General features: G+C 40.7%; 19 protein-coding genes. 8 read left to right on the forward strand and 11 right to left on the reverse strand.

The features are described from left to right. Positions 1–891 (forward strand): S-adenosylmethionine:tRNA ribosyltransferase-isomerase (locus tag JWR61_RS13265; protein WP_301928258.1); only part of this gene is annotated, 891 nt, incomplete at its 5' end. Between the two features lie 4 nt (positions 892–895). On the opposite strand, the gene JWR61_RS13270 is transcribed toward JWR61_RS13265, so the two are convergent. From JWR61_RS13270 to JWR61_RS13285, 4 genes are all read right to left on the reverse strand, one after another. Further along, positions 896–1,474 carry a murein L,D-transpeptidase family protein gene (locus tag JWR61_RS13270; protein WP_290339692.1) on the reverse strand — a complete coding sequence of 193 codons (579 nt, stop codon included), beginning with the start codon at positions 1,472–1,474 and terminating at the stop codon, positions 896–898. Between the two features lie 147 nt (positions 1,475–1,621). After that, positions 1,622–2,527: an outer membrane beta-barrel protein gene (locus JWR61_RS13275; RefSeq protein WP_301928259.1), complete on the reverse strand. Its 906-nt coding sequence runs from the start codon at positions 2,525–2,527 to the stop codon at positions 1,622–1,624. A gap of 16 nt (positions 2,528–2,543) precedes the next feature. After that, positions 2,544–3,632 (reverse strand): hypothetical protein, encoded by a 1,089-nt coding sequence (locus JWR61_RS13280; RefSeq protein WP_301928260.1) that lies wholly within the window; start codon positions 3,630–3,632, stop codon positions 2,544–2,546. A gap of 52 nt (positions 3,633–3,684) precedes the next feature. Continuing rightward, entirely contained in the window at positions 3,685–4,170 is a 486-nt protein-coding gene (locus tag JWR61_RS13285; RefSeq protein WP_290339689.1) for an RNA polymerase sigma factor, read from the reverse strand. Positions 4,171–4,652: 482 nt separating this feature from the next. Between JWR61_RS13285 and kbl the strand changes: the two genes are divergently transcribed. From kbl to JWR61_RS13315, 6 genes are all read left to right on the forward strand, one after another. Next, on the forward strand, positions 4,653–5,849 hold the full coding sequence (gene kbl / locus JWR61_RS13290; protein WP_301928261.1) for a glycine C-acetyltransferase: 1,197 nt from the start codon (positions 4,653–4,655) through the stop codon (positions 5,847–5,849). 28 nt (positions 5,850–5,877) lie between these two features. After that, complete coding sequence (locus JWR61_RS13295) at positions 5,878–6,426, forward strand: hypothetical protein (protein ID WP_301928262.1); 549 nt, start codon at positions 5,878–5,880, stop codon at positions 6,424–6,426. A gap of 115 nt (positions 6,427–6,541) precedes the next feature. Then, positions 6,542–7,918, forward strand: coding sequence for a LutB/LldF family L-lactate oxidation iron-sulfur protein (locus tag JWR61_RS13300; RefSeq protein WP_301928263.1), 1,377 nt, complete (start codon positions 6,542–6,544; stop codon positions 7,916–7,918). A 299-nt stretch (positions 7,919–8,217) separates the two neighbouring features. Next, positions 8,218–9,012 (forward strand): hypothetical protein, encoded by a 795-nt coding sequence (locus JWR61_RS13305; RefSeq protein WP_301928264.1) that lies wholly within the window; start codon positions 8,218–8,220, stop codon positions 9,010–9,012. A 24-nt stretch (positions 9,013–9,036) separates the two neighbouring features. After that, positions 9,037–9,636 carry a hypothetical protein gene (locus JWR61_RS13310; RefSeq protein WP_301928265.1) on the forward strand — a complete coding sequence of 200 codons (600 nt, stop codon included), beginning with the start codon at positions 9,037–9,039 and terminating at the stop codon, positions 9,634–9,636. Positions 9,637–9,731: 95 nt separating this feature from the next. Then, entirely contained in the window at positions 9,732–11,018 is a 1,287-nt protein-coding gene (locus JWR61_RS13315; protein ID WP_301928266.1) for a polysaccharide deacetylase family protein, read from the forward strand. 165 nt (positions 11,019–11,183) lie between these two features. On the opposite strand, the gene JWR61_RS13320 is transcribed toward JWR61_RS13315, so the two are convergent. The 7 genes from JWR61_RS13320 to JWR61_RS13350 form a co-directional block, all read right to left on the reverse strand. Beyond that, positions 11,184–12,113 (reverse strand): DMT family transporter, encoded by a 930-nt coding sequence (locus JWR61_RS13320; RefSeq protein ID WP_301928267.1) that lies wholly within the window; start codon positions 12,111–12,113, stop codon positions 11,184–11,186. A 30-nt stretch (positions 12,114–12,143) separates the two neighbouring features. Beyond that, positions 12,144–13,682: a bifunctional phosphoribosylaminoimidazolecarboxamide formyltransferase/IMP cyclohydrolase gene (gene purH, locus JWR61_RS13325; protein ID WP_301928268.1), complete on the reverse strand. Its 1,539-nt coding sequence runs from the start codon at positions 13,680–13,682 to the stop codon at positions 12,144–12,146. A 162-nt stretch (positions 13,683–13,844) separates the two neighbouring features. Next, positions 13,845–14,732, reverse strand: coding sequence for an OmpA family protein (locus JWR61_RS13330; protein ID WP_301928269.1), 888 nt, complete (start codon positions 14,730–14,732; stop codon positions 13,845–13,847). Between the two features lie 181 nt (positions 14,733–14,913). Further along, positions 14,914–17,019 carry a ComEC/Rec2 family competence protein gene (locus tag JWR61_RS13335; protein WP_301928270.1) on the reverse strand — a complete coding sequence of 702 codons (2,106 nt, stop codon included), beginning with the start codon at positions 17,017–17,019 and terminating at the stop codon, positions 14,914–14,916. Between the two features lie 144 nt (positions 17,020–17,163). Beyond that, positions 17,164–20,016, reverse strand: coding sequence for a carbamoyl-phosphate synthase large subunit (gene carB / locus JWR61_RS13340; protein WP_301928271.1), 2,853 nt, complete (start codon positions 20,014–20,016; stop codon positions 17,164–17,166). Positions 20,017–20,247: 231 nt separating this feature from the next. Further along, positions 20,248–21,969, reverse strand: a complete 1,722-nt coding sequence (locus JWR61_RS13345) for a phospholipase D-like domain-containing protein (RefSeq protein WP_301928272.1) — start codon at positions 21,967–21,969, stop codon at positions 20,248–20,250. Positions 21,970–22,257: 288 nt separating this feature from the next. Further along, entirely contained in the window at positions 22,258–22,554 is a 297-nt protein-coding gene (locus tag JWR61_RS13350) for a YtxH domain-containing protein (protein WP_290339671.1), read from the reverse strand. A 54-nt stretch (positions 22,555–22,608) separates the two neighbouring features. Here JWR61_RS13350 and JWR61_RS13355 point away from each other — a divergent pair, with 54 nt between their 5' ends. Further along, on the forward strand, positions 22,609–24,321 hold the full coding sequence (locus JWR61_RS13355; protein ID WP_301928273.1) for a M23 family metallopeptidase: 1,713 nt from the start codon (positions 22,609–22,611) through the stop codon (positions 24,319–24,321). Positions 24,322–24,352: the final 31 nt, after the last annotated feature.

The following is a 24,352-nucleotide window of genomic DNA, read 5'->3' on the forward strand; positions in this document are numbered from 1 at the left end:
TGGAAACAGGGATCATTGATAAAAAAATTCACCGCTGGTGGAATAGCGGTAGAACTACTGGCAAGGCTGGTGGAAAAATTAAGCGATGCTTATGTTGTTGAATTAAGCTGGCAACCTGCCGGTATGAGCTTTGCAGAGGTGATCGCCTGCATGGGAGAAATTCCCCTGCCACCCTATATAAAAAGAAAAGCAGAAAACAGCGATACAGAAAGATACCAAACTATTTACGCAGCACACGACGGCTCCGTTGCAGCGCCCACAGCCGGTCTTCATTTTACTGACCATGTTTTTACTTCATTGAAAGAAAAGAATATTCAAAAGGCTTTTGTAACCCTGCATGTAGGGGCAGGTACTTTTAAACCCGTTAAAGCCGGTACTATGCAACAGCATGAAATGCACGCTGAATGGCTGGACGTAACGGCAGACCTTCTAAAAGAGCTTATTAAAAATGTTGATAATACTATTATTGCGGTGGGCACCACATCTTTGCGGACGCTGGAAAGCCTTTACTGGATGGGCGTTAAAACAATCTTATTTCCTGAAATTGCTGCAGAGGAGCTGGGCGTTAGGCAATGGGAAGTGTACGAACATCCACTGGCTGGCGTTTCAATAACAGCTTCAGCAGCTTTGCAATCTTTATTGCAATGGATGAATAAAAACAATCATAAAAATCTCGTTGCAAAAACACAGATACTGATCGCACCAGGTTATAAATTTAAAATAATAAAAGCACTGGTAACTAATTTCCATCAACCGCAATCAACGCTGTTATTGCTGGTTGCAGCAGCCATCGGTAACAACTGGAAAAGCATATATGATTATGCGTTACAAAACGATTTCAGGTTTTTAAGTTATGGAGATGGCAGCCTGATTTTTATAAATCAATTTTAGAATGTTATGGTTGAATGGTAACTTTAGTACCTACCGGAATGTAGCTGAAAAGATCTTTCATTTCAGTGTACTTTACAGAAATACAACCATCCGTCCAGTTGTAAAAATTATCAATGGTCCATTCTTCCTCGGGCCTGGTTGCATGTATCGCAATACCTTCACCAATCTTTGCAGTTTTTGGTATAAGCCCTTTTTGTTTACGTTCATTAAAACGCTGGTAGTTGATTGGGGTAGGGTAATCCAGTAAAAGCTCGGGGCCCCATTTGGGATGTATCTTTTTTAAGATTATTTTAAAACTGCCGTTGGGTGTTTTCCTGTCTCCTTCTTTCATCTTATCACCTAAATCTTTGCCACCAAAAACAACAGGATAAGTGGCATACCAGCCATCTTCATCAAATACTTTTAATTCATAATCACTTTTATCAATAATTATGTAATAAGGGTTGTCAGTGGTATCTGTAGTACGATGTTTTTTTATATGACTTGTGGTAGCAGTTATTTTATTTTTAGCGACAGGCATAAACGCCATCAACGAAACAAGTGTACATCCACCACCGAAAATAAACACCCACTTTTTATTCATACAATTATTTAATTTGATAACAACAGTCAAACGACATGCCGGTTGATATTATTTCATTTACCTGTGGAACATTAACAAATTTATAAATAGACGCAAAAAAAAGCCACCCGTTTAACCGGATGGCAAATATAAAATAAAGTAATTTTTTTACCAGTTGCTTAACCTTATTCCTAATGTATAAGGCCGCATATCCATTTGATTTTTAAATATTGATTTTGGGCTGTAAGAGCCATATAATCTTACCGGGCCGAGGCCAATTTCGGCGATATAGGAAAGTTTAAATTGTTCCAAATCATAATCTCCTTTGTTTTTTTGCTTGCCTCTTTGTGAACTGATTTGCTTGTTGCGCTGTCCGTAAAGATAACCTGCACTAATACCTGCACTTAAACTAACGCCTTTTTTATTATCACCGGGGTTAGTGGCAAAATTGAGCATCAGCGGAACAGTAATATAGTCAGCTGCCAGTTTGTTTTTAGAAAAACTAATGGAGTCCCTTATCACGTAAGCATTGGGTATTGACACATTGGAAGAATAAGGAGAAATGCCTGGTTCTTTAAACGAAATATTGGAACGAAAACGATAATTATTTAATTCCAGCCCCAACCCGTATTTTAAATTAACATGATGCTGAATCAGGTTGAGCCGCTGCATAAAAAGCCATAAATTAACATCCACACTTTTTGCCGCCCTTAATTTAAAATCACCGGCACCCAATGGAAAACTGCTGCCGGGTGCGTTTACCAAATTCTGTGCTGCTGTGGCTGCGATATAATTTGTTTTATCGGTATAATTGGCAAAACCTAAATCAACAATACCCCAGTTGGTACTGATGTTGGATAATTTTTTATGACGCCTTCTTTCCATGGAAATACTGGTGTTACTGCCAGACTCTCGGTGGTTTGCTCCATTTGTAATAATTACAATATTTCCTATACGGATGGTGTCACTTCTTTCGCTTCGCCCCCTGGTGGAATCTGTTTTTGTACTGTCGTTTTGGGCATTGGCTGCAGTGCATATTAATGCCAGCACCATTAGTGTAAATAACTTCTTCATCGTTTCTTTTTTAAATTTATTGAATTGCAAATTCCAGGTTGGCGACTTTTAAATTGGTATCGCCTTGTTTCATTTTGGTGTTACGTTCAAGTAAACGTTTTGCTTTGCGGAAAAGGCCGCCAATCCTCGATTTTTTGGGTTCGTCATCTGAAAAGGCAAACTGATCTTGTTTGTCATTATTGGTTTCAGAAAATGCAGCAGTGTAAACGTTATTGTCTGCTGTGGATTGTCTTTTTATTCCATCGGTACCTTCACTGTTAGTTGCAGGTAAGTTACTTTTCTGCGTTTGTGGTGTTACGCCGGCAACATCATTTGGGTTACTTTTTATATTGTTAATATTTTCAAAATAAGGCTTGGGTAAATTGTTACTGGGTTTAATTTCTTTTATTGCCTTTACCAATATTTTCTCTTCATGAACAATAATCTGCCGGGCCTTCATTTGATTAGCAGGCTTAATTTTTTTAAGCATGATTTCTTCTTTCGGTGACGTGGCCTGCGTAGCTGCAATTACATGCTGCGTAACAGTTTTTTTAGCATTGGTATCTGAAAGGGTAATGGCCGGCTGGGGGTTTGTTGTACTGGCAACCTGGGTTGTTGTATCAACATTTGTTTGGTTGGCGTACCATTTCATACCCCAGATACCGAATCCAATAAAAACGGCGGCGGCAGCCAGCTTCCACCAACCAAATGGTATTACTTTATTATCATCCTTTCTGTACAATACATTTTTTTCAGGAAAAACAATCATTGTATCGGCCGATAATTTTGCTTGTAGCAATACACTTAATTCGGCGGCTACTTTATTATCTGCACTAACCACTGCTTTGAGCTCTTTCGTCATTGGTGCGCTTAACTCCCCGTCGATATACAGCAATAATCTTTCTTCTGTTTCAGCTGAAATAGCTTCTGGTTTAAACAAGCTGCCTTTTGCTGAAAAAATAAATTTGTCGGGCTGCACAACAGTTTGTTGCAACATATCCAGTTCCTGTTTCAGATCTGCATTATCCTTTACAAATAACTCAACAGCTTTCCTTTCCGCAGCAGACAATTCATTATCGGTATACAGTAAAAAAAATGATTCGTAATTATTTCGGTTAATGTTCATTGCTTTAATTTTTAAAACCCACCGGCACTTTTCTACTTTACAATTCCAACTGCTAAATAACGTTTTCCGGGTTAACGATATATTCCCTCAGCAGTAACCGTGCCCGGTGTAAATATACTTTTACCTGGCTTTCATTTAACCCTGTTATTTCACCAATTTCCTGGTAACTGTACCCTTCATAATCTTTCAGCATCACTAAACTTTTCTGTATATCGGTTAATTTATTCAACGCGTCATTCAATACTTTTTTTGTATCGTGTTGCTGGCGGTTGGTTACTTTTGCCTCCTCTTTAAACTCTTCCTTTAAAGTGATCCTTTTATTTTTTCTTATATGGTCTATCATTTGATGATAGGCTACCGTAAATAAATAACTTTTACACCGCTCATTCTCCACCTGTTGCCTGTTAACCCACATTTTTTCAAATGCACCCTGCACCACATCCTGCGCATCTGCTTCATGCCCCAGATTTTTCAGTATAAAGCGGTACACATTGTCTGCATACTGATTTACACATTGGTTATACTCTCTTTCCGTCATAAACAATTGGTGCGTGGGTTAATTGATTTAGTTGATTGGTTAAATTAAATACGGCTCGCTAAAAGAAAAGTTACAAAATAAAAAATATTTATGCTTTGGATAGCAACATTGAATGCGCAACCATATTCCAGGGAACAAAAAGTTCCTTTTGATTGACCTGTTTGCAACAGTTAATTGTTTTAGTTGCGGGCATTATTGTATTTGCTGAGTACACCAATACTGAAATTGAGCTTATTGCCAGCGCAATCAGTAACATAGCAGATTTTTTTAGTGGCATAAACGGCTGTTTTGTGGGGTGTAACGAAAATAAAAGTAAAAAGTTACAGTGTTTAGTAATAATTGTTAAACTTATTATAAGTGTGCTGTAAATTCAGAGGCGGCTTACACTAAATTTGTCCTGCAGATGATGAATACCGGGTTGTATAAATCCATAACTCTCGTAGCAAACTGCAAATTTTTATTTATAAGAAAATTGACAACAGATGAACCAACAATTTGTACAAAGAATAGCAACCGAACTCTCAGCAATTGAAACAGCTGGTTTATTAAAAAAAGAACGCATCATTGCCAGCCCCCAGGGTGCAGAAATTATTGTAAATGGCAACAAGGTGCTTAACTTTTGTGCCAATAATTACCTGGGTTTGTCGGATCACCCCAAAGTGACGGAAGCCGCCAAGAAATACATTGATACCCGCGGCTATGGCATGAGCAGCGTACGGTTTATCTGCGGTACGCAAGACATTCATAAAGAACTGGAAAAAAAGATTGCAGATTTTTTGGGTACAGAAGATACCATTTTGTACGCGGCAGCTTTTGACGCTAATGGCGGCGTTTTTGAGCCCTTGTTTGGTGAAGAAGATGCCATTATCAGCGATGCATTGAACCATGCCTCCATCATTGATGGCGTTCGTTTATGCAAAGCACAGCGTTTTCGTTACGAACACAACAATATGGAAAGTCTGGAAGAACAGTTAAAAGCAAGTGCACACCTGCGCAGCCGCATTATTGTTACTGATGGTTCTTTCAGTATGGACGGTACCATTGCACAACTGGATAAAATTTGTGACCTGGCTAACCGCTATGATGCCATTGTGATGACGGATGAATGCCACAGCAGTGGTTTTTTGGGCAAAACGGGCAGGGGTACACATGAGTACCGTGGCGTAATGGGGCGGGTGGATATTATTACCGGTACATTAGGCAAAGCACTGGGCGGCGCCAGCGGAGGTTTCACCAGTGGCAGAAAAGAAATCATTGAAATGTTACGCCAGCGCAGCCGTCCTTATTTGTTTAGCAATACGCTTGCACCCAGTATTGTGGGCGCTTCCATTGCAGTTCTGGATATGCTGAGTGAAACAACTGAGTTAAGAGATAAATTAGCCTACAACACAAAATACTTCAGAAGTAAAATGGCCGAGGCCGGTTTTGAAATTAAACCGGGCGAACATCCTATAGTGCCTATCATGTTATACGATGCGGTAGTGGCACAAAACTTCGCAGCCCATTTACTGGAAGAAGGCATTTATGTGATTGGATTTTTCTTTCCGGTGGTAGCCAAAGGCCAGGCCAGGATAAGGGTACAACTAAGTGCTGCACATGAACAGGAACATTTGGATAAAGCTATTGCCGCATTTACAAAAGTGGGTAAAGTTTTAGGGGTGTTGACTTCAACGCTTTAAGCACTCCTGATGAGAAAGAAATTAATCTATGAAGAAATTATTTCTGGCTGCCATAGTGTGGCTGATACAGCTGACATTATTTGCACAAACTGCAACAATTAAAAATATTACAACTCAAGCCTTTCCGCAGTCATTTACCGGTAACTGGAAAGGTACACTGCAATGGCTAAGGGCTGGAAAACCCACCCGGCAATTCACTATGCAACTACGCATACAACCTACGGATACAGCCGGGCAATATACCTGGCAAATTATTTATGGAGATTCTTTGAAAGACAACCGGCCTTATATTTTAAAACCTGTTGATACAGCCAAAGGGCATTGGGTAGTAGATGAAAGAGATGGAATATTGCTTGATTGCTATGTGCACGGCAATGCTGTTCACGGTGCTTTTACGGTGCAGGGTAATACAATTGTAGATAATTACCGGGTAGAAAATGATCAGTTGGCGGTGGAATTTTTAAGCATTAATCTGAATGAGAAAAAGGCATCGGGCAAAGGAACAGCAGAAACGCCTTCTGTAGATAGTTACCTTATTAACAGCTACCAAACGGGCACTTTAACAAGGATTAAATAAACGAATTTTATGCGGTAATTTCGCTTCAATAAAAAACCATAGCAATTACAACTGCTGAACGGAGCGTCGCCATCTGCCGTTGCTTTTTGCAATTAGCCGGTTACAAAATTTAAACATGTCCGAACAATCAGCAACATTCATTGCCAAAAGCACCATCAAAGCTGCCGACCTTGACCATCGCCGCAAAATAAATTTTAATATAGGCAGGTACAATGCCGTAGTGCCAAAGGGCAAAGAGCAGTTTACCAATATTGAGCTGGCAAAAAAAACTGCTAAAAATATTAAGTGGCAGGCTATAGAAAACCTGGATCAGCACCTGCTGGCATTTGAAACAAATTTTACCCAACGGGGTGGTAAAGTTATTTGGGCAGAAACTGCAGGGCAGGCTATTGAAGAAATATTGGCCATTTGCAGAGCCAAACACTGCAAGACCGTTGTAAAAAGTAAGAGCATGGTAACTGAAGAAATTCACCTGAACCATGCGCTGGAAGAAAATGGAATTGAAAGTGTGGAAACCGACCTGGGCGAATACATACAGCAACTGGACGGTGAACCGCCTTACCATATTGTAACGCCTGCCATGCACAAAAGCAAGGAAGATGTGGCCAGGTTGTTCAATCAAAAACTGGGTACGCCCCCAAATTATACTCCTGAAGAATTAACGCAGGTAGCACGAAAAATTTTGCGTGAAAAATATACGCAGGCGGAAATTGGTATTACCGGTGCCAATTTTATCATCGGCGATATCGGGGCTGTAGCCGTTACAGAAAATGAAGGGAATGCACGGCTAAGTTGTGCTTTTCCAAAAACGCATATCGTGATTGTGGGCATTGAAAAAATGATTCCTTCCATGACAGACCTGGCGTTGTTTTGGCCGCTGCTTTCTACTTTTGGTACAGGGCAGATGGTGACTGTTTACAACACCATTATTGCCGGTCCGAGGCAAGCCAATGAAACTGATGGACCAGAAGAAATGTATGTGATATTACTGGACAACGGACGAACCAACATTTTAAAAAATCCGGCACAGCGCCAAAGCTTGTATTGCATTCGCTGCGGGGCTTGCCTGAATGTTTGCCCGGTGTATAAAAATATTGGTGGTCATGCATATGGCACTACTTATAGCGGTCCGATAGGAAGTGTGATTACGCCCAACCTGCAGGGCATGCAGGATTTTAAGCATTTAAGTTATGCATCTTCCCTCTGCGGCGCCTGTACCGAAGTATGCCCGGTAAAAATAAGCCTGCACGAATTATTGCTGGAAAACCGGCACGAATCTGTAGAAGAAGGGTTTGCTCCAATAGCTGAAAAAATGGCCTGGAAACTCTGGAAACTCTCCAGCCTGAACAGGCGGCTCATGAATATGGGTAATGGTGATTTAAAAAATAAAGTGGTAAATGGCCTCTTTAAAGGATGGAGCAAAAACCGCAGCCATCTTGAATTTAGTAAAAAAACTTTCAATGAAATGTGGAAGGAAAGAAAAGATAAGTGACCTTGTAAACAATTCCATCCAAACAAATTCTGACTTTCATTTTTGTCTTTCAATTTCTGAAGCCTAAAATTATTTTGCCTGCAAACAATTTATCTTAATAAATTTGTTGTGCTGCTACAACCTTATATCCTCCCGAAAAAATTTAACATCAGAGCCTCTTATCTTGAAATTAATTTTTGTTCGCTTCAATAAGCCTGGCGGGAGAAATTTTTGATCTTACTGACGGCCGATATTGCAAAAACAAATTTAACTCCTTACTTTAAAGGCTTCAAAATGTCCATCACTCAAAACTATATATCATGAAACGGATCTTTTTTCCGGTTTGTTTTGTAACGGTGCTAACACTTTCAAATGACTGCTATTCCCAAAGCTTTCTCAAAAAAATGAAAGACAAAGTGAATAAAACTGTTGACAAAGCGCTTGGCAACGAAGTAGAAAAGAAAACTGGTATTCCAACGGACCAGGGAAGCAACAATAGCAATTCCAATTCATCTTCAGGCAAGCCTGCCAATAAAGGTGGCGGCGGATTAAGTAATACGGAGCCGCCTGATGTAAAGGCACAAATGGCGGAAGCAGAAACAGCCCATGGCGCCAAAAATTACAACGATGCCCGTTACTCTTTGCAACAGGCTTTGATGGGCGTTGAGATTCAACTGGGCAGGCAAATCCTTAAGTCGCTGCCAGCAACGATTGTTGCTTTACCGGCAGATACAATGCAGGATAAAGTGATGAGCACACAATGGGGCTGGAGCAACCTGAACATTCAGCGGGTGTACAAAAATGGTGCTGATAAACAGCTGACGGTGAGCATTGGAAATGCAGGCATTTATTCAGGCCTTGCCAATATGTATTTCGCCAATGCCACCATGATGGAAGCCAATGGAGAAAAACAAAATTTTAAACAGGTAAGGGTAAAAGGCAATAAGGCCATCATTCAATATGAAGACAGTAAAGGCTATACGTTGATTGTACCGATTGGCCAAACTTCCATGATCGTGTGGGAATGCATCAACTTTGCCAATGAGCAGGAAGTAATGGCAGCCGCCAATAGCTTTGATATTGATGGCATCAAAAAAATGCTGGGTGAACAATAATTTTAATTTGCAATAAAAATAATTATGAAATTCATTATAACAATAAGCGCCGTTTTAATATACAGCATTAATTGCATGGCGCAGGACTTTGCCAAAGCAATGACCAATGCCAAAACCGCCTACAGTGCAGGCAAACTGGAAGACACGCATTTTGCTTTACAGCAGGCAATGCAGGAAGTGGATTTGATTGTTGGCAAAGAAGTATTGAAACTACTCCCGCCAAAAATGGACTCGTTAACAAACAATGCCAAAGACGACAATGTAACTTCCAATGTTGGTTTTATTGGTTGCACCATTCACCGCGTTTATGGAAAGCCAGGTAAGCAGGCGGACCTTTCGATTATCAGCAATTCGCCAATGGTTGCGATGATCAATTCATTTTTAAATTCGCCTTTGCTGGGCGGGATGATGAGCGATGGCAAAACAAAAACAGTGAAGGTACAGGGCTACAAAGCAAGGCTTGAAAAACAGCCGGGCAGCACAGATGATAAAAATGATTATCAGTTGCAAATGCCACTGGGCAATGCACTGATTACTTTTAAAGTGGATGACTGTACAGATACGCAGATACTTGACATGGCAAATACCATCCCATTTCAGCAGATTGCTAAATTGATACAGTAAAAAAATAAGTTTAGTAAGAAGTCGCTATTACTTTTAGTTGATTGATTTGCCAAAGCACAGCAACAGTATTACCTTCAAATATATTTAGAAGTTTAATGAAGGTACTTTTATACACTCAAAATCATTTGCCCCGTTTACAGTATATCTGTTCTTTTATTTTTGAGGAATTGCTGGGCATCGAATGTATAGTAACCACCGGCTGCGAAGTATTTAAAACCTATGAGGGAATAAAAATCAACTACAGCAACAGTCCTGTTTGCAGCAATGAATTTCATCTGTCACCTACCGGCTTGCTGGCTGAGCAAACAATAACTCCTCAAACAATTGATTGCTTTAAAATAAATAATTACAAAGCCTTTTTTAAAACAGAAAACAGTGATTTTGCCTTTGATATTTTTTCCACTGCTTTTTATTTACTGAGCCGTTACGAAGAATACCTACAGCATCAAAAAGATATGTATGGCCGGTATGCACATGAAAATTCTCTGGCTTTTAGGGAAGATTTTTTACACCTGCCATTGATAAATATTTGGGTGAAGGATTTTGCGGTTGCACTTCAAAATAAATTTCCATCGCTTGTTATTCATGTTCCGGTTTTTAAATTCATTCCTACTTACGATGTTGATATTGCTTACTCTTTTAAACACAAAGGTTTGATGCGGAATGTTGGTGGTTTTTTAAAATCGCCTTCGCTGGATAGAATACAGATTTTATTGGGGTTGCGTAAAGACCCGTTTGATACATATGATTGGCTGATTGATCTTCATGAGCAGTATAAGTTATATCCGGTTTACTTTTTTTTAGTGGCGGCAAAAAATGGCTTGTATGATAAAAATATTTTACCTGCTAAAAAGGCCATGTATCAACTGGCTAAAAAGCATGCTGATAAATGTGCGATTGGCATTCATCCTTCCTGGCAAAGTGGGGATGATGATAATTTGTTGACTAAGGAAATAGCGCAGTTAAGATTGATGAGCCAGCAGGAAATCACCAAATCACGTCAGCATTATATCCGCTTTAATTTGCCCGCTGGTTACCGCAGACTTTTGAAAGAAAATATCAGTGATGATTACAGCATGGGCTATGGCAGCATCAATGGGTTCAGGGCTTCTGTTACTTCCTCTTTTTACTGGTTTGATTTAGAAAATAATGAAACTACTTCGCTGCGCATTCATCCTTTTTGTTTTATGGAAGCCAACAGTTATTACGAACAAAAATTGTCGGCTGATTCGGCTTTTGAAGAATTGATGCAGTATTATACTGCGTGCAAAGAAGTGAACGGAGAACTGATTACCATCTGGCATAATCACATGGTGGGGGAAGATAACTTATATAAAGGCTGGGGAAGGATGTATGAAAATTTTCTTAAGAAGATTATGTGAGTATTAAAGTGGATGCATTTTGATTATCGATTTTTATTGTTGTCTGTAACAGAGCACTCGGTAACGGTAAGAAGGCTAAAGTACCAAAAAGGTATATGGTAAAAGAGGGCGATGCAACGATGATACCCAGGGCTTCCTGGCCCGGACCAATATTTTTTTACTTTTCTACATCAGCTTTTTTCTGAAACTGTCGTTTACAAGGTAAACACCAAAAATAGTTACCGCACCACCAATAGCAACATACATATTTAATTTTTCATTGAAAAGAATGGCACCCAAAAGAACCGCCACCACTGGGTTTATATAGGCATAAATTGAACCTTGTGAAGTGGGCAAGCGCTGCAGCATATATACGTATGCAATAAAAGTTAACACAGAACCTACAATTACGAGATAGCTTACTGCCAGCCAGCCATTCAGCGGAATGTCGGCGATATTGATGGAGTCGCCCGTAGTATAGGTAATGCTGAACAATGCCACACAGGAGATCAGCATTTGCAAACCCATACTGAAATAGGGATTGAAATTGGCCGCATGTTTTTTGGTATATACGCCTCCAAAAGCCCATGAAATACTTGCCGCAAGTGATAAGAAAATACCAAGGCGAAAATCGGCGTTTAAGAAATCTTTGAGGTGATCGTAAAAAATAATACAAATACCACCGAAGCCAAGAATGAGTCCTGTGATAGCTTTTGAGGGAAGGCGTGCTCCTTCAAACAGGGTAATGATGACAATCCAAAGAGGAACAATGGCTGCGATAATGGCGCCGAGACCGCTGGAAATATATTTTACACCCCAGGTGCTGAGCGTATTGGTGAGCATAAAATTAAGGGCGCTTAAAATTAAAATGGTTACCCATTGCCTGCCTTTTGGCCAGGGTTGTTTTTTGTACAAAAAATACAATAAGTAAAGCGTACCACCGCACAACTGGCGGATACCACACATCTGTATTGCCGGAATATATTGTACACCCTGTTTGGAAGCAATCCAGGTGGTGCCCCAAAAAAAGCATACCCAAATCAACGCCAGTATGGCTCTTCCGCCGGGGCGGTTGAAGGGCGTTTTAGCGATGATATTATTGGCGAGCTCTTTCATTGACCGCCTTATACTTGCAGGCGCTTAAGCTTAATGTTTAAAATGACGCAGTCCCGTTATTACCATGGCGAGGTTGTTTTGTTTGCAGTATTCGATTGAGTCTTTATCGCGGATAGAACCGCCAGGCTGTATAAAGGAAGCGATGCCCGCTGCATGCGCAATTTTTACGCAATCATCAAAAGGAAAAAATGCATCACTGGCCAGTGCCGCCCCTGCTAAATCAAAATTAAATTGCTTTGCTTTTTCAATCGACTGGCGCAAAGAATCAATACGGGAAGTTTGTCCGCAACCCTTGCCAATGAGTTGCTTATTTTTTACAAGCGCTATAGAATTACTCTTTAAATGTTTGGCAACCAGGTTTGCAAAAGCCAGGTCTTCTTTTTCAACTGCAGTTGTTTCTCTACCTCCGGCTTCTTTCCATTCTGTAAAATTGCCCACGTCATTTTGTTGTGTAAGCGTGCCGTTTAAAACAGATTTAAATTGATGTGTTGCTGTTAAGGCTGTTTTCTGAACAAGCAATATGCGGTTCTTTTTTGTCTGCAAAATTTCCAGTGCATCTGCATCGAAAGAAGGTGCAATCAGCACTTCAAAAAATATCTCGTTGATGGCTTCCGCTGTTGCTTTATCGATGGCTGCGTTGCAAACCAATACACCGCCAAAAGCACTCTCGGGATCGCCTGCCAGCGCCGCATCCCATGCTTCTTTTACAGTTGCTCTTGCTGCGATGCCACAGGGGTTAGTATGTTTGATGATGGCGAAGGTGACCTCGCTGCCCCCATCCGCTGAAGGAGAGTTAGCTGTGTTGCAATCTTGTATCAATTGAACAGCGGCATCTACATCTACCAGGTTGTTATACGATAATTCTTTGCCATGGAGTTTATCAAAAATTTCTTCCTGGTTACCGTAGAAAATGCCCTGCTGGTGCGGGTTTTCGCCGTAACGCAACACAGTTTTTGTTTTGTCAAATGGATTGGCAAAATCTGTCTGGTTGAAATAATTGGATATGGCCAGGTCATAACCGGTGCAAACATTAAAAGCCTTGATGGCAAAAGCACGTCGTTGTTCCAGTGTGGTTTCACCTTGTTGATCTTTTAAAATTTGCTCCAGCAAGGCATAATCTTTTTTAGCAGCAATCACCACTACATCTGCATGATTTTTTGCGGCGCCCCTGATCATTGACGGCCCGCCAATATCAATCTTTTCTATGATTAATTTTTCGTCTGTTGTTGATTTAACGGTTTCTTCAAAAGGGTACAAATCAACAATTACCAGGTCAAGCTCAGGGATATTGTATTGCTTCATTTCCTGCACGTGCGTCTCATCATTCCGTTTACCCAGGATACCGCCAAATACAGAAGGATGCAGCGTTTTAACCCGCCCGCCTAAGATAGATGGGTAACTGGTTAACGACTCTACCGGAACGCACGGCACATTCAAAGCTTCAATAAACTGTTGCGTACCACCGGTTGAATAAATCGTTATGCCGAGCTGGTGCAATTCTTTAATAATATTTTCTAAGCCATCTTTATAAAAAACGGAAATTAGTGCCGACTGAATTTTTTTGTTCATTGCCTGATAATTGTGGATTTCCGGGATGTTTAGCCCGGCTTTTTAATAATGGCGCAAAATTAGGATTTTTGGCCGTGGTAAATATCGATGGAAAATTATATTACCCTCAAATTGTAAACAGGTCGTGAAGAAACAAGGCAACCAAAAGTTTGATTGTAAATATCAGCGCCTGATCAATGATATTTCTGCCCTTGCGTTACGGATAATTTCCAGCGGATTTCTACCGGCATTTATAGATTTTGATTTCCCCAGCCCTTTGGAAAATAAAATTCTTTCGGCATCAATACCCCGGCTTAGTAAGTAACGCCTCACAATATCAGCCCGTTCGCTGGCCAATTTTTTGCAAACAGCATCTACTCCTTCAGTTTTATATGCGTATCCTGCAATCGTAATTGAAACGGTCGGATCCCTTAATAATATTGCTTTTACACTATCCAATACGGCATAAGAAACAGAAAACAGGGAGAATTGCTCCGGTTCAAAAGGAACGATGATGGCGCTTTTATCCGGGCATCCGTATTTTAAAATTTCTCCGTACTCATCCGGGCATTCATCCACTTCATCAGCAACGCCATCTTCATCCCGGTCATTTACAGCCAATGGTGGCGGTGGCAAGGGATAACTTAGCATGATCTCGGCACGGCAATTATACCGTAATATGTCTGCATTGGTTTTGCGGTTTCTTGAACGTACATTGCCCCAGCCTTTTAAGGAAGTAATCCGCATGCTGTCAACGCCCCGCCCAAGCACATAATCTTTAATTACCAGCGCTCTGTTAAGTGACAGATAATAACAAATAGAATCACCGGCCTCATCTACATGTGCATAGCCGTTGATGGAAAGCAATACATCGTCCCGCTCGAGTAATATGCCAATTACACTGTCGATGGCTTTAAAAGTAAATGGCTGAAATAAGGCGGATTGCTTATACTCAAAGGGAATCACCACCGTATCAACACTGTACTTTGGTAAGCTGTCATTGAGGAAATAATTTGAGTTGTTACAGGCCGATAAGCAATTTATTTTAAAGGGAAAATGATGATCGATCATTTCGGGCCATTTTTTAAAAGCCCCGGCATCAGCTTTAACACAACAAAAAATGCCAAAAAACAACAGTCCTGACAGGTTTATTTTGCACAGGCGGATAGCAGCGTAGTATAGAGATAATGGCTTTTTGATAACTGATTATTTAAAAAAATTCCAACGAAAAATCAAGCCGCAAGTTAATAACTTAAATCTTAATGTTACAAACATAGGCACCACTGGCAGGTATGGAAAAAAAATTCAAATGCAGTTCCGCACAATCTTTCTGCCACTGGGCAATCTTTCGAAAACTGTTTGAGGCATCAAAAATATATTTGCCGCAATTAAACACAGCTGCCAGCCGGGAAATGCTGAGTGAAGGATTTTTTGAAATGATAATCAAATCAACATCTGTTTTTTGCAGACCCTGTTCAAACCTCATAGGTTTATCAATAAGTAATATTTTTTTATTCCCAAACTGGTAGAATTGCTGCCGCTGAAAAACGGTCTGCATGGAATCGCTCTGTTTGTGCAATTGCAATGCAATCCGCGCCGGCTTTAAATGAAAATTTTGCAGTACGCCATCCTCCAGCAAAATACTGTCTCCTACGAAATGGAACTCGTTGCCAGCCACAAAATCAATGGCCTGGTGCTGCGGTACATTGTATACAATTAATTGTTGCTGTTGTCTAATCTTCCAGTTTTCCCAGGCCTGCAATATTACAAATGCCAATAAAGAAATGATCGCCATCCTGAAAGAAGCTTTGCTTTGATTCAGCAACCACATGCCCACCCCAATTACAACTGCATATAGTAACCATGTACTGGCAACTGAAGAGGGAATATTGTCCCAGACTGCAAAAGAAACTTCGCTTACCAGGCGGATAATGCTATTCATTAACCAAACCATCCAACCTGCCAGCATACCAAGAAAACTGCCTGCAAACGGTACCCATGAAAAAGCGATCAAACCAATTTCTACAAATAATATAATGCCTGACAATGGCACTGCCACAATATTTGTGATGAGAAAAAGATTAGGGAACTGGTGAAAATAATAAATGCAGATAGGAAAAGTAAGCACCTGTGCCGCCAGCGAAATAGCCATCAGTTTCCAAATTTCGTCGAGCAATTTATTTTTAATGTAGAACCAGTTGTAAATGGCTTTTTGAAAAATAATAATACCTACAACGGCGAGGTAGGATAACTGAAATCCAACATCCCATAAAAAATAGGGGTTGTAACAAAGCATTACAAGCGCAGAGCCGGCCAGTGAATTATAAATGGAGGATTGCTTAGATAATTTTTTACCTACAGCAATAAAAGTAAACATCACTGCTGATCGTAATACGGAGGCTGCAGCGCCAGTTAATAAAGAAAAAATCCAAAGGCAGGCTAATATCAGTATTATCTGTGTAACTGTTGACTTATTTATCAGCGGAATCCTGGCAAACAGCCACACCAGTAATCCATAAATCAGTGCCAGGTGCATGCCGGAAATGGCAATAATGTGTACTACGCCGGTATTGCTGTAAGCCTGCACCAGGTCTTTATCCAAATCGTTGGTATACCCAATCAGCAAGGCTTCTGCAATACCTAATTCATCTTTGCCTGATGAAATATTTTTTTGCAATACAGACAGGATAGCTGCCCTGGAAGAAAAAATAAATTGCCTGAAAGCATTGACATTTTTCTCATCCAGTCGCACCCAATCTTTTGGCTGCAGAAAAACATTGTGAAAAATTGATTGAAAGGCGGCATAACGCTGGTAATTAAATGCTCCGGGATTGCCTGAATTTTTTATCGCCTGCAGCTTTTTATTAATGATTATTTTATCGCCATATTGCAACCCGGCAGGAAGCGAATCTTTTGCGAAATACAATAACACTTTTCCTTCAGTTTTCACCAGCGTATCGTGATGAATGATCGCTTCCACATAACCATCTGCTTTATATGATTTTGGTTTTTCAATCAGGGGTTCATTAATCCTTACCACCAAATAATCATCCTCCTGGTAATATTGGCCAAACCAATTGTTGTTATGGTGCATATCTTTTTGCCAGGTTATCAGCAAACCGAAACAAACAATTAGCAGGTTCAGAATAACGGCTTGCAAAGACTGCAGTTTAAACTGTACAGCCATCGGAAACAGAAAAAACAGCCCGTAAGCAATGCTGAAACACATCACCCCGGTTAAACATGCAGCAACCGGAATTTGCAGGTACCATTCAAGGAGTATGCCTGCAATCAAAGGCACCAGCAGCCTGATAAACGGCGCCTTTTTCCAAACGGGTATATCAAATGGTTTTGACATACTCCAAGATAACTATAAATAAATGAATATGAAAGTACCGATGAAAAATCGGGTTTGTGGCATTGCAAAAGAAAAAAACGGAACGGGTAACACTTTCAAAAAGTGTTACCCGTTCCATTACAATTATCTAGCTGCTTGTATTTACTACTTACTTAAATGCATGCTGCGCTCTTTGTACAGCTGCCTGAAGTACGGATCACGCAAGTCTTTTATAAAGCGGATCGCTTCTCCCGTGCTCTTCATTTCTGGCCCTAATTCTTTACTAACACCCGGGAATTTATTAAAGGAAAAAACAGGTTCTTTAATGGCAAATCCCTGCAGTTTTTTATCGTAAGTGAAATCGCTTATTTTATTTACCCCCAGCATAATTTTAGTAGCAATGTTCAGGTAAGGAATCTGGTATGCTTTTGCGATAAACGGTGTGGTACGGCTCGCTCTCGGGTTGGCTTCAATCACAAACACGTTACCGTCTTTAATTGCAAACTGGATATTGATAAGGCCTTTTATATTTAGCTTACGGGCTATCTTTTCTGCATAATGTTCCATAGTGGTAACTATCAATGGAGACAGGTTGAATTGCGGTAAAACTGCATTACTATCTCCACTATGAATACCAGCCGGTTCTATATGTTCCATCACGCCCATGATGTGAAATTCTTCGCCATCAAAAATGGCATCAATTTCAGCTTCCTGGCAGCGATCCAAGAAGTGATCAATGAGAATTTTATTGCCGGGCAAATGTTTGATCAAACTTAGAATACCTTTTTCAAGGTCCTCATCATTCAATACAATGCGCATGCGCTGTCCCCCAATTACATAGCTGGGACGAATCAGCACCGGGTAACCTACGTGTTTTGCAACCTCAATAGCTTCGTCAGTATTGTAGGCTGTACCATAGTTAGGATAAGGAATACCAAGTTCTTTCAGCGTATCACTAAACCTGCCGCGGTCTTCCGCAATATCCATGCTGTCGAAAGAAGTACCGATAATTTTAATGCCTTTCTGATGTAATTGTTTTGCCAGCTTTAGGGCAGTTTGCCCGCCTAATTGCACAATTACACCTTCAGGTTTTTCGTGCTCTATAATTTCCCAAAGATGTTCCCAGAAAACGGGTTCAAAATATAATTTATTGGCAATATCAAAATCAGTAGAAACAGTCTCCGGGTTGCAATTCACCATAATGGCTTCATATCCGGCTTCTTTAACCGCCAGCAATCCGTGTACGCAACAGTAATCAAACTCAATACCCTGGCCAATTCTGTTAGGTCCGCTGCCTAAGACAATTATTTTTTTCTTTGCCGAAACTTTTGATTCGTTGGATTCCAACGCTTTGTCAACCGGGGAATTTAAAGGTGCTTTTTCGAAGGTAGAATAGAAGTAAGGCGTCTTGGCTTCAAACTCAGCACTGCAGGTATCAACCATTTTAAACACCCTTGTTAAACCCATTTCTTTTCTGCGGTTATAAATAATTTCCGCATCATCTTCTTTCATTATCCGCACAATCTGCTCATCACTAAATCCTAAAAATTTAGCTTGTGTCAGCAGTTCATCCGGCAATGTTTTCAGATCGTATTTAGCGATCTCTTTTTCGCAGTCACATATCTTCTGAATCTGGTAAATAAACCAGCGGTCAATTCCTGTACTTTCACAAATGCGTTTTACGCTGGCACCCGCCATCAGCGCATCTTTAATGCGAAATACCCGGTCCCATTTAGGTATCTTGATGTATTCAATCAGTTCATCGGCATGCATTAAACTTTTGCCATAATAACCCAAACCAACGGCTTCGTTTTCCAAACTCTGACAAGCTTTTTGTATCGCTTCTGCAAAGCTTCTGCCAATGGCCATTACTTCACCTACGCTCTTCATTTGAAAGCCCAGTGTATCATTAGCGCCTTTGAATTTATCAAAGTTCCAACGCGGTATTTTTACAATCACATAATCCAGTGCCGGCTCAAAATAAGCGGAAGTAGATTGGGTGATCTGGTTTTTCAATTCATCCAGGTTATAACCAATTGCCAGCTTAGCGGCAATCTTTGCAATCGGGTAACCAGTGGCCTTACTTGCCAAGGCAGAGGAGCGGCTAACCCTAGGGTTTATTTCTACCACAATCAGCTCTTCTGTTTGTGGATTGAGGGCAAACTGCACATTACATCCGCCGGCAAAATTACCCAGCGCACGCATCATGCGGATGGCCGTGTTGCGCATCAGCTGGTAGGCTGTATCGCTCAAGGTCATAGCTGGTGCGACTGTTATACTATCGCCGGTGTGGACTCCCATCGGGTCAAAGTTTTCAACGGCGCAAATAATCACTACGTTGTCGTTATTATCCCTGAGTAATTCCAGTTCATATTCCTTCCAGCCCAGCACGGCTTTTTCAACCAGTACTTCGTGTATCGGCGATGCAGTTAAACCGTTGTTCAGCGCATCGTCCAGTTCTTCTTTTTTAAATACAATACCGCCACCGCTGCCGCCCAGCGTAAAAGACGGACGAATTACCAAAGGAAATCCAACTTCCGCAGCAAACTCCTTTCCTTCTAAAAAAGAATTGGCAGTTCTTGCAGGACAAACGGGAATGCCCATTTCAATCATCCACTGGCGAAATTTTTCCCTGTCTTCTGCTTTGTCAATTGCCTTAATATCTACACCTATCAGCCTAACGTTAAATTTCTCCCAAATACCCAATTCATCCGCTTCCTTACAAAGGTTCAGGGCAGTTTGTCCACCCATGGTTGGCAATACTGCATCTATATCATTTTCTTCCAGTATCTGTTCAATACTTTCAACCGTTAATGGCAGCAGGTAAACCCTGTCGGCCATCATCGGGTCAGTCATGATAGTGGCCGGGTTACTGTTGATCAGTGTTACTTTAATACCTTCTTCACGTAAGCTTCTTGCAGCTTGTGTTCCCGAATAATCAAATTCGCAGGCTTGTCCTATAACGATTGGGCCAGAGCCGATAATTAATACTGAGTGGATGGAATTGTCTTTTGGCATAATATGTTGCCTTCTGTAGGCGTGCAAAAGTAAGGGACTGAGCGGAAAAAATGAAATGAGAAAATTTAAAACTTATCCCGGTCAGTAATGGCAACAGGTTTTAAAACACATAATACCAGCTAATATTTTCATAGCATCATCCTTGCGTCGCAATCCGTTCGTCCGCAATGCTGCTATTTGGCTTTTATTAAAGCGTAGATATTCGGGCAACTTATAGAGACTACCCAGATATTATTTAACCCTTTTTGCTCCCTTCATCTTCTTAAACAACAATTTTCGTTTCATTACATATTTGGTTTCATCAAAGTAATCTTTATGCCAGGTGAACGTTTCATCCAGCGGTTTTAAAAATCCCTGCAACGGCTGGTTATTTTTTGCCTGTAGCCTACTCAAATATCTTGGCCAAAAATGGACGAACAACCGATCAAACTCAGTCAGGTAAATATCGGCCACCCTGCTATCCCCTTTTATTACAAGGGTGTTTTCATCATTGTTCTGAATGGAGTTGGCGCTAAAATTTGCCGAGCCCATTACCACTACGGGCTTATCAGACAAGGGATCTACCAAAAAGAATTTATTGTGCACATACAATATGCCGGCCCCGGTAATTGCTTTTGTTGTAATTTCTTTTGCCCATTGCTTTTCACCGCCTTCATACACAGCACCGGCAGTTACCTTCACATCAATGTCATTGCTTTTAACACCTGCGGCATCCGATGCAGATTCGAATAACAATAGCCGCAAGTATGCTTTATCTCTTTTAAAAACGGTATTAAACACTTCATCCATATTGAAAGGAAAAACCATGCAAACCAGCTCCGTCGCACTGTCGATTAAATCGGCATAATGCTGCAAATGTGCGGGCGCCACATCTTTTACGTCAGGCAAATCCCTCGGACTAAAAAAAACATAAGTTCCCTTTGTAAGACCTACCAGGTCGGTATCTGGTTGTATGGCTTCACATAATTTTGCCTGTACGCTCATAAACGGGTTACCCTGAATACCCGTCCAGTAATCAAGATATTTTTTAGCGATCGCATCATCCACAATCCAGTGACCAGTATTGCACTGACCAAAAATACCCGCCAGTGTAATGTTGGTTGAACCCGTCCATACCTGTTTGGGTTTTCCATCCTGGCATAAAACCATAAACTTATTGTGCGGCTGACTGGGCTTTGTACGCAGGGTTTTTATCATTGGCTCCAGGCCAGCTTTTTTAAGCATCGACTTGTTGTTCAGCCGAACAGTTCCGTCTTTGTACACTTTATCATCATACTGGTCGGGCTTGCCGCTCACGATCAGCTGAACATCTGCACCCCTGTCGGAAGCTGCTTTTAATTCATCTAAAAAAACCGGAAACTGCAGTTCATAAAACGAACCATAAATGCTGAACGTGTTGTTGGTGGCCTGTTGCACAAACTTTAACAAGCCTTCACTCCATAAGTCTCTTCCTAAAAACGCCAGCGCATGTTCCAGCGCTACGCCCGTTAAATCACTGATGGGTTTGTTGCCATATTCTTTGTTATGCGCATAGGCTTGCGAGCCCGTAACACCGTAATTGAAATAAACAGAATGTTTTCCTTCCTGCAGGTTTTCCGTGGTAATTTCTATGCTGTTTTCATATTTTGGCAGGTGGTTAATAGCCGTGCCAAACATTGGCTTGACGGTATAGGTATAAGTCTGTCCCGGATCGGCCGTATAATCCTGCCAGTAAAAGGTTTGTAGCAAAGAAGTGTACCTTATTTCAGGATCTGTAACTGTTTGCAGCGAAGCAAAATATTTAGTGCCATTCAGGTATTTAACGATGCCATTTTTATCTTTCCTTTCCAAACTAAACCCAAGGAAATTTTTATTTTCAACTTTACTCTTCGCAATATCAAAAGACAACAGTACAGTTTGTGTTCCTGCAACTGCATAAATTTTAAGATCGCTGCTTTCTTTTTTGTAACGCATGGCTGTTTAGTTTAGGGATTGATAAATTATTATGGCTTATGTTTTTGTACTGGCAACTGAAATGAATTCTTAGCTTGTAACTAAGCAGGGGTTTACTATCAGAGAGGGGAGCAGGCAATTAACCAGGGACAATCAGGTACAAAATAGCAATTAATTTAACCTTTTTAAGAAAAGTTTTTTTAATGCCTGTTGGTTGGCTCGCAAAAAAAACGCCAGCTCTTCTTTTTGAAAAAGCTGGCGGTAACTTACCTGAGATAGCAATAAAATAGCGACGGATATTGTACAGCATTAAGACGGTGTTCCTGCAGTACTGTCCTTTTTGCCAAACAAATCGCTGATTGTTTTTTCAGCTTCACCAAAATGTTCTTTAAAAGCTTCGGTGCCTTTTGTTTTTAGTTCATCAAAATAGTCTTTGGCTTTGTCAAATGCGCCTTCGGCTTCGTCTTTCATTTTATGCGCTTTATCTTTTAGATCGGCAGCCAGTTTTTCTTTTTCTTCCGGCGTCATGCTCATATATTTTGCACCGGCTAAAGCAGCTGCAGCGCCTAACAAAAAAGTTGCAATGTGTTTTGAATTTACGCTCATGATAGTAATTTTTAGTGTGATTTTACAATTAAGTTTGCATATTGATTTTACAATATGAATGTACACAAACTAACGGCGTTATGTATTTTTTTGCTAATATTTATTTCGGCCACAGCACAGATTTTTCCGGCAAAAAATTACCCCCAGGGTTATTTCCAATGGCCGGTGATAGCAAGGCATGCATTGGCAGCCAACTTTGGTGAGTTAAGGCCCAATCATTACCACATGGGGCTGGATTGTAAAACTGATCAAAGAGAAAATGTTCCTGTTGTAGCGGCTGCAGAGGGCTATATCGCAAAAGTAAAAATTGAACCTTTTGGATTTGGCAGATGCATTTATATCAACCATCCCAATGGCCTTACAACGCTCTACGCTCACCTGAATGATTTTTATCCTGCGTTGGAGAAATACATTACCAGCCTGCAATACAGTCAGCAGAGCTGGAAAATATTTGTCGATATACCCGAAGGATTATTCCCTGTTAAGAAAGGTCAGCAAATTGCATTTAGTGGCAATACCGGTGGATCCCAGGGACCGCACACACATTTTGAAATAAGGGATACCAAAACGGACAAGGTACTTAACCCGTTTTTATTCGGCATGGGTTTACCCGATAACATTCCACCCGATATTTTCCGCGTAGCCATGTATGACCGCTGTCTCAGCACCTATGAACAGAGCCCAAAGTTTTACAATCTTAAAAAAGAGAACGGCATATATACCATTCCTGCGGTAATCATTACCAATACAGATAAGGTTAGTTTCGCAATTGCAGCCACGGATCGCTTTAGTGGGTCGCCTCACAAATATGGCATTTACGAAGCCTCGTTATCCAATGACGAACGCCCTGTAATTGGTTTCCAGATAGACAGCATCAGTTACGATGAAACACGGTACGTGAATGCACAAATCGATTATAAATTACGCAGTGATGGCGGGCCTTTTTTACAGCATTTGAGCAGGTTGCCCGGTTATCCCGAAGGTATTTATAAACAAGTGAGTGGTGATGGCGTTATTGATCTTACCGACGATAGTACACACGCCATCAAAATAGAAGTAAAAGATGCAGCTGGCAATAGTTCTATCTTAAAATTTAATATAAAAAGAGGTACTTCAGTACAACCAAAAACAATGTCCGGCATTGCGGCTGCTCCTTCGCAAACAGCGTTCAGACCTGGATTTGTGAATATTTTTGAAAACGAAAAAATTTGTGCTTACCTGCCCGAGCCCTGCCTGTATGACTCCTTCCGGTTTACTTACAAAGAAATTATTCCTGCGACAGGCTTTCCGGTGTACCAGGTGCACAATGCTTCCGTTCCGTTGCAAACAAAATTTTCCCTGATGATAAAAAACAGCAATGCTCTTTATCCGGATAAAATGGTAATGCACCGTTTTGCGAATGGTAAAAATGATTATGCAAAAGCCGTTCACAATGATGGCTGGTACACTGCTTCATTTAAAGCATTCGGTAATTTTCAATTGCTGCAGGATACGGTACCGCCTGCTATAACGCCTATTGGTTTCAGGGAAGGTATGAATGTTGCTAAACTAAACCGGCTGGCTTTTGTTATTACAGATGCAACAGAAGAGCTGCAAAATTTTTCAGCAATGCTGGATGGCAAATGGCTGCGGTTCAGCAATGATAAAGGCAGAACCTTCATTTATAAACTGGATGAACATTGCGGGCCCGGTAAGCATGAACTAAAGATTAGTGTTGCAGATTGTGCAGGAAACACAACAGAAAAATGGTATCATTTCAGCAGATAATTTTTTATAAACAGAACGAGATAAAACCATC

Source organism: Ferruginibacter sp., assembly GCF_028288465.1.
Lineage (GTDB): Bacteria > Bacteroidota > Bacteroidia > Chitinophagales > Chitinophagaceae > Ferruginibacter.

Coding starts and splice junctions, on each gene's coding strand:
- JWR61_RS13330 (WP_301928269.1), bottom strand. CDS start 14,732: ATGATCGATCATCATTTTCCCTTTAAAATAAATTGCTTATCGGCCTGT.
- JWR61_RS13355 (WP_301928273.1), top strand. CDS start 22,609: ATGAATGTACACAAACTAACGGCGTTATGTATTTTTTTGCTAATATTT.
- JWR61_RS13320 (WP_301928267.1), bottom strand. CDS start 12,113: ATGAAAGAGCTCGCCAATAATATCATCGCTAAAACGCCCTTCAACCGC.
- purH (WP_301928268.1), bottom strand. CDS start 13,682: ATGAACAAAAAAATTCAGTCGGCACTAATTTCCGTTTTTTATAAAGAT.
- kbl (WP_301928261.1), top strand. CDS start 4,653: ATGAACCAACAATTTGTACAAAGAATAGCAACCGAACTCTCAGCAATT.
- JWR61_RS13285 (WP_290339689.1), bottom strand. CDS start 4,170: ATGACGGAAAGAGAGTATAACCAATGTGTAAATCAGTATGCAGACAAT.
- JWR61_RS13345 (WP_301928272.1), bottom strand. CDS start 21,969: ATGCGTTACAAAAAAGAAAGCAGCGATCTTAAAATTTATGCAGTTGCA.
- JWR61_RS13280 (WP_301928260.1), bottom strand. CDS start 3,632: ATGAACATTAACCGAAATAATTACGAATCATTTTTTTTACTGTATACC.
- JWR61_RS13310 (WP_301928265.1), top strand. CDS start 9,037: ATGAAATTCATTATAACAATAAGCGCCGTTTTAATATACAGCATTAAT.
- JWR61_RS13350 (WP_290339671.1), bottom strand. CDS start 22,554: ATGAGCGTAAATTCAAAACACATTGCAACTTTTTTGTTAGGCGCTGCA.
- JWR61_RS13305 (WP_301928264.1), top strand. CDS start 8,218: ATGAAACGGATCTTTTTTCCGGTTTGTTTTGTAACGGTGCTAACACTT.
- JWR61_RS13295 (WP_301928262.1), top strand. CDS start 5,878: ATGAAGAAATTATTTCTGGCTGCCATAGTGTGGCTGATACAGCTGACA.
- JWR61_RS13270 (WP_290339692.1), bottom strand. CDS start 1,474: ATGAATAAAAAGTGGGTGTTTATTTTCGGTGGTGGATGTACACTTGTT.
- JWR61_RS13275 (WP_301928259.1), bottom strand. CDS start 2,527: ATGAAGAAGTTATTTACACTAATGGTGCTGGCATTAATATGCACTGCA.
- JWR61_RS13315 (WP_301928266.1), top strand. CDS start 9,732: ATGAAGGTACTTTTATACACTCAAAATCATTTGCCCCGTTTACAGTAT.
- JWR61_RS13300 (WP_301928263.1), top strand. CDS start 6,542: ATGTCCGAACAATCAGCAACATTCATTGCCAAAAGCACCATCAAAGCT.
- carB (WP_301928271.1), bottom strand. CDS start 20,016: ATGCCAAAAGACAATTCCATCCACTCAGTATTAATTATCGGCTCTGGC.
- JWR61_RS13335 (WP_301928270.1), bottom strand. CDS start 17,019: ATGTCAAAACCATTTGATATACCCGTTTGGAAAAAGGCGCCGTTTATC.